This is a genomic window from Janthinobacterium sp. SUN137 (assembly GCF_030587265.1).
Lineage (GTDB): Bacteria > Pseudomonadota > Gammaproteobacteria > Burkholderiales > Burkholderiaceae_D > Janthinobacterium > Janthinobacterium kumbetense.
The window spans coordinates 1,008,157-1,021,431 of record NZ_JAPWHZ010000001.1; the positions used below are offsets into that span (position 1 = coordinate 1,008,157).

The 13,275-nt window shown below is 62.8% G+C and carries 13 protein-coding genes and 1 tRNA gene; 3 read left to right on the plus strand and 11 right to left on the minus strand.

Annotated features, from left to right (window positions below; genetic code table 11):
- Positions 1–43 precede the first annotated feature (43 nt).
- Together O3298_RS04570 and O3298_RS04575 are read right to left on the minus strand one after the other, a co-directional pair.
- The gene (locus O3298_RS04570) at positions 44–2,455 is read right to left on the minus strand and encodes a catalase (protein ID WP_305058615.1); all 2,412 of its coding nucleotides are present in this window, start codon (positions 2,453–2,455) and stop codon (positions 44–46) included.
- Between the two features lie 399 nt (positions 2,456–2,854).
- Complete coding sequence (locus tag O3298_RS04575; RefSeq protein ID WP_077408176.1) at positions 2,855–3,208, minus strand: YqjD family protein; 354 nt, start codon at positions 3,206–3,208, stop codon at positions 2,855–2,857.
- A 376-nt stretch (positions 3,209–3,584) separates the two neighbouring features.
- Between O3298_RS04575 and O3298_RS04580 the strand changes: the two genes are divergently transcribed.
- The gene (locus O3298_RS04580; protein WP_289911337.1) at positions 3,585–4,985 is read left to right on the plus strand and encodes a PLP-dependent aminotransferase family protein; all 1,401 of its coding nucleotides are present in this window, start codon (positions 3,585–3,587) and stop codon (positions 4,983–4,985) included.
- Here O3298_RS04580 and O3298_RS04585 read toward each other — a convergent pair.
- Together O3298_RS04585 and O3298_RS04590 are read right to left on the minus strand one after the other, a co-directional pair.
- Entirely contained in the window at positions 4,982–5,206 is a 225-nt protein-coding gene (locus tag O3298_RS04585) for a DoxX family protein (RefSeq protein ID WP_354669656.1), read from the minus strand. The genes O3298_RS04580 and O3298_RS04585 overlap by 4 nt on opposite strands.
- 33 nt (positions 5,207–5,239) lie before the next feature.
- The gene (locus O3298_RS04590) at positions 5,240–5,938 is read right to left on the minus strand and encodes a YoaK family protein (RefSeq protein ID WP_305058616.1); all 699 of its coding nucleotides are present in this window, start codon (positions 5,936–5,938) and stop codon (positions 5,240–5,242) included.
- Between the two features lie 187 nt (positions 5,939–6,125).
- On the opposite strand from O3298_RS04590, the gene O3298_RS04595 reads away from it, so the two are divergent.
- Positions 6,126–6,269 carry a hypothetical protein gene (locus tag O3298_RS04595; RefSeq protein ID WP_289916983.1) on the plus strand — a complete coding sequence of 48 codons (144 nt, stop codon included), beginning with the start codon at positions 6,126–6,128 and terminating at the stop codon, positions 6,267–6,269.
- Between the two features lie 21 nt (positions 6,270–6,290).
- Here the strand turns inward: O3298_RS04595 and O3298_RS04600 are convergent, their stop codons facing one another.
- The 5 genes from O3298_RS04600 to pepN all read right to left on the minus strand — a co-directional run bounded on the left by O3298_RS04600 (position 6,291) and on the right by pepN (position 10,851).
- Positions 6,291–6,731, minus strand: a complete 441-nt coding sequence (locus O3298_RS04600; protein WP_289903737.1) for a hypothetical protein — start codon at positions 6,729–6,731, stop codon at positions 6,291–6,293.
- A gap of 138 nt (positions 6,732–6,869) precedes the next feature.
- Positions 6,870–6,995, minus strand: a complete 126-nt coding sequence (locus O3298_RS04605; protein WP_305058617.1) for a hypothetical protein — start codon at positions 6,993–6,995, stop codon at positions 6,870–6,872.
- Positions 6,959–7,034: transfer RNA gene (locus O3298_RS04610), tRNA-Thr, on the minus strand. Before O3298_RS04610 ends, O3298_RS04605 begins: the two co-directional genes overlap by 37 nt.
- 115 nt (positions 7,035–7,149) lie before the next feature.
- Positions 7,150–8,151, minus strand: a complete 1,002-nt coding sequence (locus O3298_RS04615; RefSeq protein ID WP_077408194.1) for a class 1 fructose-bisphosphatase — start codon at positions 8,149–8,151, stop codon at positions 7,150–7,152.
- A 45-nt stretch (positions 8,152–8,196) separates the two neighbouring features.
- Entirely contained in the window at positions 8,197–10,851 is a 2,655-nt protein-coding gene (gene pepN, locus O3298_RS04620) for an aminopeptidase N (protein WP_305058618.1), read from the minus strand.
- A 198-nt stretch (positions 10,852–11,049) separates the two neighbouring features.
- Between pepN and O3298_RS04625 the strand changes: the two genes are divergently transcribed.
- Complete coding sequence (locus O3298_RS04625) at positions 11,050–11,679, plus strand: DUF4136 domain-containing protein (protein WP_305058619.1); 630 nt, start codon at positions 11,050–11,052, stop codon at positions 11,677–11,679.
- Positions 11,680–11,850: 171 nt separating this feature from the next.
- Here O3298_RS04625 and O3298_RS04630 read toward each other — a convergent pair whose 3' ends face one another.
- Together O3298_RS04630 and O3298_RS04635 are read right to left on the minus strand one after the other, a co-directional pair.
- Complete coding sequence (locus O3298_RS04630) at positions 11,851–12,780, minus strand: quinone oxidoreductase (RefSeq protein WP_305058969.1); 930 nt, start codon at positions 12,778–12,780, stop codon at positions 11,851–11,853.
- Between the two features lie 92 nt (positions 12,781–12,872).
- The gene (locus O3298_RS04635) at positions 12,873–13,262 is read right to left on the minus strand and encodes a methylglyoxal synthase (protein ID WP_034786684.1); all 390 of its coding nucleotides are present in this window, start codon (positions 13,260–13,262) and stop codon (positions 12,873–12,875) included.
- Between the last annotated feature and the right edge of the window lie 13 nt (positions 13,263–13,275).

Here is a 13,275-nt window from a genome sequence, read left to right on the forward strand (position 1 = left end):
GCAACGGGGCCGGCGGATCCGGCCCCTGTGCCGATGCCGCCACTCACACCCGCGGCGGGTCCGTCTCGCGCGCAAACGCCCGGTGCGCGGCCAGCGCCTTCTTGAAGGCCGCCACGGCTTTCACCACGTCGCCGGACGGCGCGACGATGATGGCGGGATCGGGCTTGCCATCGGGCAATGTCACCGGCACGCCCGCCTTGTCCAGCAAGTCCTTGCCCGCACCGACAGCCAGCATTGGCTTGCAGTGGCGGTATTGCAGGCGCAGGAAGTCGAGCGCGTTGGCGTCGCCGCCCAGCTGCTGCACGGCGCCCTGGCCGTCCGGCAGCACGACGGCGTCGAACAGCACGGACGGTCCTGCTTCGAGCGAGATTTCCACGTCGAGCGGCGCACCGCCGCTGGTATCGACTTTCCCCAGGTGGCTGCCCACCAGGCGCGGCACGGCGCCATCGGCCAGCAGCGAGGCATAGATATTGCGCACCTGTGCACCATCGCTGCCCGGCCCCACCAGGATGGCCACGCGCAGGGTATGGATGCCCGTCTTGCCGGGGCGGAAAAAGAGCGACAGGGCCGGCGACGGTGGATACGTGGGGATCGGCAGCATGGAGGCGCGCGGCATGACGGGCGGCAACGCCAGGCCCAGGCCATCGGCCAGGCGCTGCGCCAGGGTCTCGTCGACATTGCGCAGCATGGCGACGATGCGCTTGCGGATGGCCACCGTCTGCACCTTGCTCAGTTCAAAGCGGAACGCATGCACGATATGGTCCTGTTCCACCGGCGTCTGGCTGATCCAGAACAGGCGCGCCTGGCCGAAGTGCTCGGCGAACTTCTCGGGCTTGCCCCGCACCTTGTCGCCTTCGGTCGCGGCGGGAAAGCTGTTGAAACCCTTCGCACCCGCCTGGAAGGGACAGCCGCCCGCCAGGGAATTGGGTTCATACGCGACCCGCCCCCGGTTGATGGCCTGGCGGTGGATGCCGTCGCGCTGGTTGTTGTGCAACGGCGCCAGCGGCGAATTGATGGGGATTTCATGGAAATTGGCGCCGCCCAGGCGCGTGATCTGCGTGTCGACGTAGGAGTGGATACGCCCCTGCAGCAGCGGGTCGTTGCTGAAATCGATGCCGGGCACGATGTGCGCCGTGCAGAACGCCACCTGCTCCGTCTCGGCGAAAAAATTGTCGGGATTGCGGTTCAAGACCATCTTCCCGACGGGGACCAGCGGCACGATTTCTTCGGGAATCAGCTTGGTCGGATCGAGCACGTCGAAGGGGAACGCTTCGGCCTGCGCTTCCGTGAATATCTGGAAGGACAGCTCGTATTCGGGATACGCGCCGCACTCGATGGCTTCCCACAGGTCGCGCCGGTGGAAGTCGGAATCGGCGCCGCTCAGTTTGACGGCTTCGTCCCACACCAGTGAATACGTGCCGGCCATGGGCGACCAGTGGAATTTGCAGAAGACGGACTGGCCCTTCGCATTCACGAGGCGGAAGGTATGCACGCCGAAGCCCTGCATCATGCGGAAACTGCGCGGGATGGCGCGGTCCGACATGGCCCACATCAGCATGTGCGTGATTTCCGGCGACAGCGAGGCGAAGTCCCAGAAGGTGTCGTGCGCGCTGGCCGCCTGCGGCATGCCGTTGTGCGGCTCGGGCTTGACGGCGTGGATCAGGTCGGGGAACTTCATCGCATCCTGGATGAAGAAGACGGGGATATTATTGCCGACCAGGTCCCAGTTGCCCTCGTCCGTATAAAACTTCACGGCGAAGCCGCGCACGTCGCGCGCCGTATCGGTAGAACCGCGTTCGCCGGCCACCGTGGAAAAACGCACGAAGACGGGCGTGCGTTTGCCCGCCTTGGCGAACGGCGCGGCGCGCGTGTGCCTGCTTTGCTCCTTGTAGCATTCGAAATAGCCGTGGGCGGCCGAGCCGCGCGCATGCACGACGCGCTCGGGGATGCGCTCATGGTCGAAGTGCGTGAGCTTTTCGCGCAGGATGAAATCTTCCATCAGGGTGGGGCCGCGCAAGCCCGCCTTCAGCGAATTCTGGTTGTCGCCCACGGGCACGCCCTGATTGGTCGTCAGCACGCAGCCGCTGTCGTCGCTGCGGGAGTGATCCAGCGAATTATTCAACGCATTCTCGCCCAGCGCGGGCTGGCCATCGCCCGTCTTCGGGGAAGGTATCGTTTCGCCCGTGGTGCTCGCCGTGGCCAGCGCTTCGCCGGCTGCCACATGCACGCCTTCGGCCGGCGTGCTCGCCGCCTCGCCATACTGGCCCTCCTCCTTGGGATTGACGGCCATGGCGGCGGACAGTTGCTGGCCGGCGGCCGTCTTTTGCAGCAGCGCACGGGTCAGGTCATTGTCCGCGCCCAGGCTGTTCGGCGCATTGCTGTCGGATGGGCCGGACATGCTGCTCAATACGGAACCAGCACCGTCCGTGGACGGCGTTTTCTTGTTGGTAGCCATTACATCTCCTGTGAGTAGTCTGCCCCGGGAGAACGCTACAACTCCCTCATTCAGCGCACGAACAGGGCAATCAAAACAATGATGGGAATAGGTACACCGATCAACCACAACAAAATGGAGCGCATCTTCACTCTCCTTTACCGCTTGCTACGAAGTAACCCCCAATAAATTATTGTGATTTCTGACTTCCGTAACCGGCGCTCTGCGGCGTTGCCCGCTGCTAGCAGTGCTAGCACTGCGTCGCAGCTGGCGCCTTGCATGGCATCCGGTTCTGTTCGTCATAAATTCACACTAATTTCCCGAGGATTACTTACCTTATGCGCGTGGGCGCTGCTTCCTCCGCCATCACGGCGAAGGGAACAGCGCCCACGACAAATACCGACCAGGAAGGCGTAAAACTTATTTACGCGAACCCAGCAATTTCGACAGGCCATACCCGGCCGCTGCCGCAATCAGCAGGGACACGGCCGGCCGTTCGCGCACGTAATCGCGGCCCGTCTCGCCGGCGCGCTGGCAGGCGGCGCCCAATTGCTTGCCACGCGCCATCAGGCGTTCGGAAGCCTTGCTGACGCTGTCGCTGACCTGGTCGATGCGGTCGCCCACCTGGTCCACGCCGTCGTGGGCGCGCGTGGCCATCTTGTCGGCCAGGGGCTGGGCCTGACTTGCCACCTTGTCGATCGTGCGGTGCAAGTCCTGGCGGGTATCCTGGGCGGTGCCGTTGATATCGGAGCTGGTTTTTTCAATCGCGTTCATGATGGTTTCCTTTAACAGTGAATAATTTCAACCATGCTCGATGCCGTGACCGAATCATGATTCTCCTCGCTTCTGGGAAAAAGAAGCGGCTAAACGCTGCCGGGCTGAGCCATATCAAACTCTGGATCAGCAGCAAGCTGTTGGCACTACCTTAACCGCGCCTGCCATACGCCACCGTGCGCTGCCACACCTTGAAGGCCAGACTTAAATGCCTGCCAGAAATAACAGTCCGCGCCGGCCTGGTGCGGCGGGCGAGGAGTAACGCTGCCTGATGCATGGTCCGCCCTGACGAGAAAGCCGGCCCCATACAAATGCATGGATTTTTATGCAGATTTTACGCATAATGTAGGCACTAAAATACATACATCAAGACAAAATGCCTCCGTCTAAATCCATACAAAAAGATGACCATGCAAGCGCATGGATCACGCCGTTCGTGCAGCACGGCGGTCCGCGCTACCTGCAGATCGCCGACATGCTCGAGCGCGCGCTGTCCGGCGGCAGCCTGCGCCCGGGCGACCGCTTGCCGCCGCAGCGCAGCCTGGCCGCCCTGTTCCAGGTCGACCTGACGACAGTGACGCGCGCCTACGACGAAGCCAAGCGCCGCAACCTGCTGGAAGGGCACGGCGCGCGCGGCACCTACGTGGCGGCGCCGAAGGTGGAATTGACGCAGATGCTGGACCTGAGCATGAACATCCCGCCGCCGCCCGTGGGCGTGGATTTCGACGACCTGCTGAAACAGGGCGTGGCGCAGGTGCTGATGCGCACGGACAGCGATCTGTTGATGAGTTATCACCTGGGCGGCGGCAGCAAGGCCGACCGCGCGGCGGGCGCCGCCTGGCTCGCGCCTATGTTCGGCAATGTCGATGGGGAACACGTCGTCGCCTGCCCCGGCGCGCAGGCGGCGCTGGCGGCGCTGATTTTGACCCTGAGCCGGCCCGGCGACGCCATCTTGACGGAGCCGGCCGTGTATCCGGGCTTGCGCTCGGCGGCGGGACAGCTGAACCGCAAGGCCGTGGCCGTGGAAACGGATGCGGACGGCATGCTGCCCGAAGCGCTGGAAAAAGCTGGCCGCAAGCACCGCGCGCGCCTCGTGTATCTGAATCCCACCCTGCAGAATCCCACGGCGCACACCATGCCGGCCGCGCGCCGCCTGGCCATCACGCAAGTGGCCCAGCGCTGCGGCATGCACATCATCGAGGATGATCCGTACTGGCTGCTGGCGTCCGATGCGCCACCGCCCCTGGCGCATTACGCCCCCGCCCACGTATCCTACATCGCCACCCTGTCGAAATGCCTGGCGCCGGGCCTGCGCATGGCCTATACCTTGATCGCCGACACGCAGTTGCGCGAACGCTTCCTGGACGCCCTGCGCTCTTTCAGCCTGATGGCCACGCCCGTGACGACGGCGCTGACGACGCAATGGATACACGACGGCTCCGCGCACGCGCTGCTGGCCGGCATACGCAGCGAAGCCGATGCGCGCCAGGACGTCATCCGCACCATCCTGACGGGCGCCACTCACCCGCGCAGCGATGGCATCCACGTGTGGTTTTCGCTGCCCGGCTACTGGACCTCGCGCGAGCTGGCCGCCACCGCCCGCGCCCAGGGCGTGGCCGTCACGGCGTCCGACGCCTTCTACGACAACCGCCCGCCGAACGCCATCCGCATCTCGCTGGGCAGCATCCGCGACCGCGCGCGCCTGGCCAGCGCATTGAAGAAATTGTCGCTGCTCCTGGCGCACAAGCCTGCCGTGCGGCGGGAATTCGTCATTTAACGGCGCAACCGCGCATCCACCGAATACTTGCCCGCGCCGCCGATGGCAATCGTGCCGAAGACGATGATCAGCAACCAGCCGAACTGGCCGTCTGCGATGCTCCAGTCCGGGTGCACGAGCAGCATCGACACGCCCAGCAGGGGCAGGCAGGCCAGGCGCGTCAGCAAACCGGCGGCGACCAGCAGCGGGCAGAGGATTTCCGCGAACAGGGCGCAATACAGGGTGACGGCGCGGCGCGCCGCGCAAGGCCGCGCTCAAGCCGCAGGCACGGCAGGTCGCCCGCTACGCTGCTGCACTACGATCAGGGCCCCCAGCAAAATCAGGGGCACGGCCAGCGCCACGAAACCGAAGGCCAGGTAGGCAAAGGCGGCGGCGATGGCGCCCAGGGCAAAGGCCAGCAGCGGCCAGAAGAACTTCCCGCAGCGCGCATGGGTGGCGCCATCGGCCGCGCCGCGCAGCACGTCGACGGTGTCGATGACGATCTGCGTCACGTTACCTGTCATCATGGAAGTGGGCGCCAGGTGCGCCAGCAGCAGCCGGCTGGTGGCGCTGTGCACGCCCATGGCGGCCGTGCCCAGCAAGCCGGCCACCATGGCCATGGAACTGACATCCTTGCCGATCGGTTCGGCCAGGCAGCCAAACACCATGAAGCCGGCCAGCAAGGCCCACTGCAGCAGCATCGCCAGGGTCAGTGACGGGCCGGCGCGACGCTCCACGGCCAGCACCATCAGGCGCGTGACGGCGACGCCGGCGATAAAGGCGGGGAAAGCGAGAAACTTCAACAGGATGGACGCGCGCGATGCATCCGCCAAGGCGGCGCCGATCAGCACGAAGTTACCCGTGACATGGGCCGTAAACAGGCCAAACAGGGCAATGAAACCCAGGGTATCGACATACCCCGCTAAAAATCCCAGGCTGGTGCCGAACAAGCGGCTGTGTGGTGGCTGATCCATCAAATGACTCCTGATACCGTGCAATGCACTAAAAAACGAAAAACGCGCCAGGAAAGCGCCCTGGCGCCGATGCCTGCATGGTAAGCCATGTGACCGGCCGCCGCCCCCGTCCTTCGGCCAGTGCGTCCGCTCCACCTGATTTTTTGGCCCGTGTTCAAGCGCCGCCCGCTACACTGGACGACATGACTTGCGCGCCGCGCACGCCGGCCTGTTGGCGTACGGCTCCCGTCTGGCCAACGACCGCCACGGCATCGCCGACTTTGCCATCAACAGCCTGGGACGCGATGCAGAAACAAAGGGCGCCACCTTGTCGGGCATGGCGCTGGGATAAGGCACACTTTCTGAGCGGCGCTCAGTCCCAGCAGACTGACAGCACGGCATAGCCCTCCGAAGGATCAGGAGCGTTGGCGGGCTTGCCATAAGGCCAGCCAGGAATGACGCCGTCGGCTTCCATGCCGGCGATCCAGCCTTCCACCTCGTCCTGGCGTGCGGACGTGAAGATGTGCACGTTTTCCGCCGGCGGGAAGCATTTCGCGTCCACGTCCGCCTGGCCATAGTCGCACCAGTCCTGGTGCAAGCCGACCAGCACCTTTTCCACGTCCGGCCTGGCGGCGATCTCGCGGAACATGTCATACAGCCGCGCAATCGGCGGGCGGCCATAGCCCCACTGGTTCGGCGCGATCGACTCTTCGTCGGCATTGCCCGCAAAGTAAAGATCGAGATCGACCACGGGTGGCGTATCGCCATCGTCCACACCGGGCGAGGTCAGGTACTGGTAGATTTTGTCGGGCATGGGCAAGGTTCCGTTGATATGAAAGACAATGCCATATTGTAATCTGCAGACTGCGTATCCAGGCAAAGCACCGCGCCGGGGTTCGAGTACGCGGCAAGGTGATGGCGACAGACGCCGTCCAGATGCTGTGTCCCCTGATCACAGCAGGCTGTATGCCATGCCGCTGAAATCGAGGACAACAAAAAACCCGCTGACTTTTGCAAGCAAGCGGGTTTTCTGATGAAACTTGGTGCCGTTGGCCGGAATCGAACTGGCGACCTTCACATTACGAATGTGCTGCTCTACCAACTGAGCTACAACGGCGAAGACCCACATTCTACAAACAATGCACAAAATTTGCTAGTGTCAACGCGAACTTTTTTGCATTTTTTTAGCGGCCCGGCTGCAGGCCGCTGAAAATCGTGGAAAAGTGCGGCTTTTACTCCGCGTGGTAGGCGGTGACGCGGGCCACTTCGTCTTTCGAGCCGAGGAAGACGGGCACGCGCTGGTGCAGCTTGTGCGGGGCGATGTCCATGATGCGCTGCTGGCCATCGGTGGCGGCGCCGCCGGCTTGCTCCACGATGAAAGCCATCGGGTTCGCTTCGTACATCAGGCGCAGCTTGCCGGGCATCGACGTGTCGCGCAGGTCGGCCGGGTACATGAAGATGCCGCCGCGGTTCAGGATGCGGTGCACGTCGGCCACCATCGAGGCGATCCAGCGCATGTTGAAATTGGTGCCGCGCGGGCCTGTGTCGCCAGCCAGCAGTTCGTCGACATAGCGTTTCACGGGCGGATGCCAGTGGCGCGCGTTCGACATATTGATGGCAAATTCCTTCGTCGTTGGCGGAATCTGCATATTGCTTTGCGTGAGGACCCACGAACCCATTTCGCGGTCCAGGGTGAAGCAGTTCACGCCATTGCCGAAGGTCAGCACCAGCATGGTTTGCGGACCATACACGGCGTAGCCGGCCGCCACTTGCTTGCTGCCGGCTTGCATGAAGTCCTGCTCCGTCGGCTCGCCCATGCCTTCCGGTGCCTTCAGCACCGAGAAAATGGTGCCGATGGAGACGTTGACGTCGATGTTCGACGAGCCATCCAATGGGTCGAACAGCAGCATGTATTCGCCCTTCGGATAGCGGTTCGGGATCGGGTGAATCGATTCCATCTCTTCCGACGCCATGGCCGCCAGGTGGCCGCCCCATTCATTCGCTTCCAGCAAAATCTCGTTGGAGATGATGTCGAGCTTTTTCTGCACTTCGCCCTGCACGTTTTCCGTGTCGGCCGTGCCCAGCACCTCACCCAGCGCGCCCTTGCTGACGGCGTGGCTGATGGTTTTACAGGCGCGCGCGACGACTTCGATCAGCAGGCGCAGTTCGGCCGGAATGCTGTTGTTCGAGCGCTGCTCTTCAACCAGGTATTGCGTAAGACTGATGCGTTTCATGAAATCCCTCTGCTTTAATAGCTTTTTGATAAATTTTTTACGGTGTTAATTGGCCAATGCCTTGGAAACGACTTCCATCACATCATTCGACAAGCTGGCCTGGCCGGCAACTTTTTCCAGCGCGTCGCGCATGTGGCTTTGCAGCGCGGGCACGTAACGGCGCCAGCGGTCCATGGAGCGCGCCAGGCGGGCTGCCACTTGCGGGTTCAGGGCGTCGAGCGCGATGACTTGCTCGGCCCAGAAGGCGTAGCCGCTGCCGTCAGCCGCATGGAACTGCGACGGATTGCCGTTCGTGAAATTGAAGATCAGGCTGCGCGCGCGGTTCGGATTTTTCAAGGTGAAGGCCGGATGCGTCATCAGCTGGCGCACGGCTTGCACATCGGTCGTTGGCGCGGCCGCCTGCATGGCGAACCACTTGTCGACCACCAGCGCTTCGTTCTCGAAGTCGGCATAGAAACTGGCCAGCGCCGCCTGCGCATGCGCTGACGAACCCGAATGGATCAGGGCACCCAGCGCTGCTGCGCGGTCCGTCATGTTGCCGGCGCTGTCGAACTGCTGCTGCGCCAGGGCCAGTTCTTGCGCGTCCGGCGCGATCAGCAGATAGGACAGGGCCAGGTTTTTCAGCGCGCGCTTGCCCGCCGACAGGGCGTCGGGACTGTACTCGCCCGGCGTCTGGTTGGCGTGGTATTGCGCCAGCAGTTCAGGTTTCAAGGCGGCCGCAATCGTGCGGCGCATGAACTGGCGCGCCGCGTGGATCGCTTGCGGGTCGACTTGCGCCATGCGCTCGGCGATGATGGTTTCCGACGGCAGGATCAGGGCCAGTTCGCGGAAGGCAGGATCGAGCGTTTCGTCGGCAAGCAAGGCGCGTTGCGCTTCGATGAAGGTGTCGTCCAGCGCCAGGGGCTCGCCGGCGGCGACGGCGCCGGTCAGTTTCAGCAGGCGCTCCATAGCCAGGCGCTGGCCCGCTTCCCAGCGGTTGACCGGGTCGCTGTCGTGGCGGAACAGGTGCAGCAATTCCGCGTCGGTGTAATCGTATTCCAGCACCACGGGCGCGGAAAAGTCGCGCAGCAGCGACGGCACGGGCAACTCCGTCACATTCGTGAAGCGGAAAGTCTGCGACGCTTGCGTCAGTTCCAGCACAACGCTGGCAGCGCCGTTCGACACGACGCCATCGACGTGCAGCGGCAGGTCGCGGCCATCGGCGGCCAGCAAGCCGACGGTGACGGGAATGTGGAAAGGCAGTTTTTTCGGCTGGCCCGGCGTGGCGGGGCAGTTTTGCGCCAGGATCAGCTCGAACGTCTGGCTGGCCGCATCGTAGCGCGTGGATGCCGTCACGACAGGTGTACCCGCCTGGCTGTACCAGCGCTCGAACTGGCTGAAGTCGCGGCCATTCGCGTCCGCCATGGCGGCGCGGAAGTCGTCGCACTGCACGGCCTGGCCATCGTGGCGCTCGAAATACAGGTCCATGCCCTTGCGGAAGCCGTCGCGGCCCACGAGGGTCTGGTACATGCGCACCACTTCGGCACCCTTTTCGTAGATCGTGACCGTATAAAAGTTATTGATCTCGACGAAGGAATCGGGACGCACGGGATGCGCCATCGGGCCCGCGTCTTCGGGGAACTGCGCCTGGCGCAGAGTACGCACCTGGTCGATGCGCGTGACGGCCCGGCCCGTGTCCGTACCGATCATGTCGGCCGAGAACTCCTGGTCGCGGAACACCGTCAAGCCTTCCTTCAGCGACAGCTGGAACCAGTCGCGGCACGTCACGCGGTTGCCGGTCCAGTTATGGAAGTATTCGTGGCCCACCACCGCTTCGATGCCCGCGTAATCGACGTCCGTCGCCACGCGCGCATTGGCCAGCACATACTTGGTATTGAAGATGTTCAAACCCTTGTTTTCCATGGCACCCATGTTGAAATCGCCCACGGCGACGATCATGAAGCGGTCCAGGTCCAGTTCCAGGCCGAAACGCTCCTCGTCCCAGCGGATCGAGTTTTTCAGCGACTGCATGGCGTAGTCGGTTTTATCCAGGTTGCCGTCTTCCACCCATACTTGCAGCAGCACTTCGCGGCCCGACTTCAGGGTATAGCGCTCTTCCTGGCATACCAGGCGCGCCGCCACCAGGGCAAACAGGTAGGACGGCTTCTTGAACGGGTCTTCCCACTTGGCGTAATGGCGGCCATCGCCGAGGTCGCCCTCTTCGATTAGGTTGCCGTTCGACAACAGCACCGGGTACTTGTCCTTGTCGGCGCGCAGCATGACCGTGTACTTGGCCATCACGTCCGGGCGGTCAGGGAAGAAGGTGATGCGGCGGAAGCCTTCCGCCTCGCACTGCGTGAAGAAATTATGGTTCGACACGTACAGGCCGGACAGCGAGGTATTGTCCTGCGGCGCCAGCACGGTTTCGATATCGAGCGTCACCTCGTCCGGGGCCTTGGGGATGGTCAGCATGCTCGCCGTCAACTTGTACTGCGACGGCTTCAATACCTTGCCATTCAGGCGCACCAGCACCAATTCGATGTGTTCGCCGTGCAATTCGATGCTGCGGCTGGTGCTGGCCGGGTTATGGCGCATTTGAATCCGGCTCGCCACCACTGTGCGGGCGGGATCGAGATCGAAACCAAGTTCGACGCTGTCGACCAGGAAGCTGGGCGGCGTGTAATCTTTGCGGTAAATCGTCTGAGGGCTGTCTGTGCGCATAGGGATTTGGGTGGGAGCGGAGGCAAAAGCCTATTTTACCAACACCAGCCCCCGATAGTCGCGATTCAGGCCAGGAATGTTGGATTCCCTTACACGCAGACATGTCAGGTAACATTCTGTAATAATGAATAGAAACAAATAGAACTATTCTTATAATACTAAGCGATGAATTGCGTCTACTAATCAGGAGGTCATGCAATGAAACGATATCTCACCATCATGATGGCCGCATTGACCGTGTTGCTCACCGGATGCGCCACCACCATACGCAGCGACGTGACCGTCTTCCATGAGTGGCCTGCGCAATTGCAGGACAAATCGTATGCATTTGAAGCGCCGGCGGCCGAAGACGACACGCTGGAATACCGCAGCTACCAGAACCTGGTGCGCGCGGAACTGGCCAAACATGGCTTCGGCGAAGCGTCCGGCCCTGCGGCAGCCAATTTGCGCGTGGCAATGCAGTTTTCCACCGTCGACTACCCTGAGCGCGTGCTGCAAGCCAGCGACCCATTCTGGTATGGCCCCGGCTACTGGCCTGGCCGCTACGGCTACCGCTACGGTGCCTGGCCAGGCTATGGCCGCTTTGGCTATAACCCCTACTGGTATGGCCCGATGGACGTGGAAGAAAGCGTGCGCCATAAATACGAACGCGAATTGCGCGTGACGATCAATGACCGCAACGGCAAGAAACTGTACGACGTGACCGTGCAATCGACCAGCAACAAGCGCGCCACGTCGCAAGTGATGCCCGCCATGGTCGCCAGCGCCTTTGCCGACTTCCCCGGCCAGAGCGGCGTGCCCCGTAAAGTGGAAGTCAAGGTAGAGTAATTATCTGGCAACACTAAAAAAACCGGCTTGTGCAGCGATGCGCAAGCCGGTTTTTTTATGTCTACGAATAATACGCTTCAGCGGCAAAGGTCAGCGCGCCAATCAGGGCCACGGCCAATAGCAGCACGATCAGCAGGCGGCCGAACTTCGGCGTGCCATCATTGCCGCCGCTCATGGCACGATGATGGTCGAACCGGTCGTCTTGCGCCCTTCCAGGTCCGTATGCGCCTGGGCGATATGAGCCAGGCCGTAGCGCTGATTGATCTCGATCTGCACTTCGCCGCTGCTGACGACGCCGAACAGCGAGGTCGCCATCTCTTCCAGATTCGCGCGGTTCGAGGCATAGCTGAACAGGGCCGGACGCGTGATGAAGAGCGAGCCGCGCGACGCCAGTTCGCTCAAAGTGAAGGCCGGCACGGGACCGGACGCGTTGCCGAAGCTGACCATCATGCCCAGCGGCGCCAGGCAGTCGAGCGAACCCGTAAACGTATCCTTGCCGATGGAATCGTAGACGACGGAGACGCCCTTGTCGCCCGTGATCTCGCGCACGCGCTCGACGAAGTTTTCCGTGTTGTAGTTGATGACGTGGGCCGCGCCATGCGCCTTGGCCAGCGCCGCCTTTTCATCGGAACCGGCCGTGCCGATCAGGTTCACGCCCAGCACTTTCGCCCACTGGCAGGCGATCAGGCCCACGCCGCCCGCGGCCGCGTGGAACAGGATGGTGTCGCCCGCCTTCAGGGCCACCGTGCGGTGGAACAGGTATTGCACCGTCAAGCCTTGCAGCATCATGGCGGCGGCCGTATCGAAGCCTATGCGCTCGGGCAACACCAGCAGCAGGGCCGCCGGCAGGTTGCGCTGCTGCGCATACGCGCCATTGATGCGCGCCGCATACGCCACCCGGTCGCCCACCTTCACTTCCGTGACACCCTCGCCCACCGCCTCGACGATGCCCGCCCCCTCGACACCGAGGCCATTGGGCAGCGGCTGCGGATACAAGCCCGTGCGGAAATACACATCGATGAAATTGAGGCCGATGGCCTCGTGCTTGACGCGCGCCTCGCCGGGACCCGGCGGCGGCAGTTCCACATCCACATATTCCATCACGTCCGGGCCGCCCACGCGCTGTACGCGGATGGCTTTGGTGGTAATCGTTGCGCTCACAATATGCTCCTTGAAGAAGAATCGGGAAAACGTCAGGCGGCAGCGCTGGCCCGCGCCTGCAATTGCGACAGCACCAAGTGTGCCGACGACAGATTGGTTGCGCACGCCACGTTGTGCACGTCGCAGGCGCGCACCAGGGCGTTGATGTCCGGCTCGTGCGGCTGCGGCGTCATCGGGTCGCGCAGGAAGATCACGCAATCGATCAAGCCTTCCACCAGCAGCGAGCCGATCTGCAAGTCGCCGCCGAACGGGCCGGAATGCTTGCGCTCGACCGCCAGGCCCAGCTCATTGATCAGGCGGCCGCCCGTGGTACCCGTGGCCGACAGTTCGCAGCCCTTGAGAAAATCCAGGTATTCGCCCGCCAGGGTAATCATGTCATCTTTTTTCTTGTCGTGGGCAATCAGGGCGATGCGTGTTTTCATGGTGGGGACATTT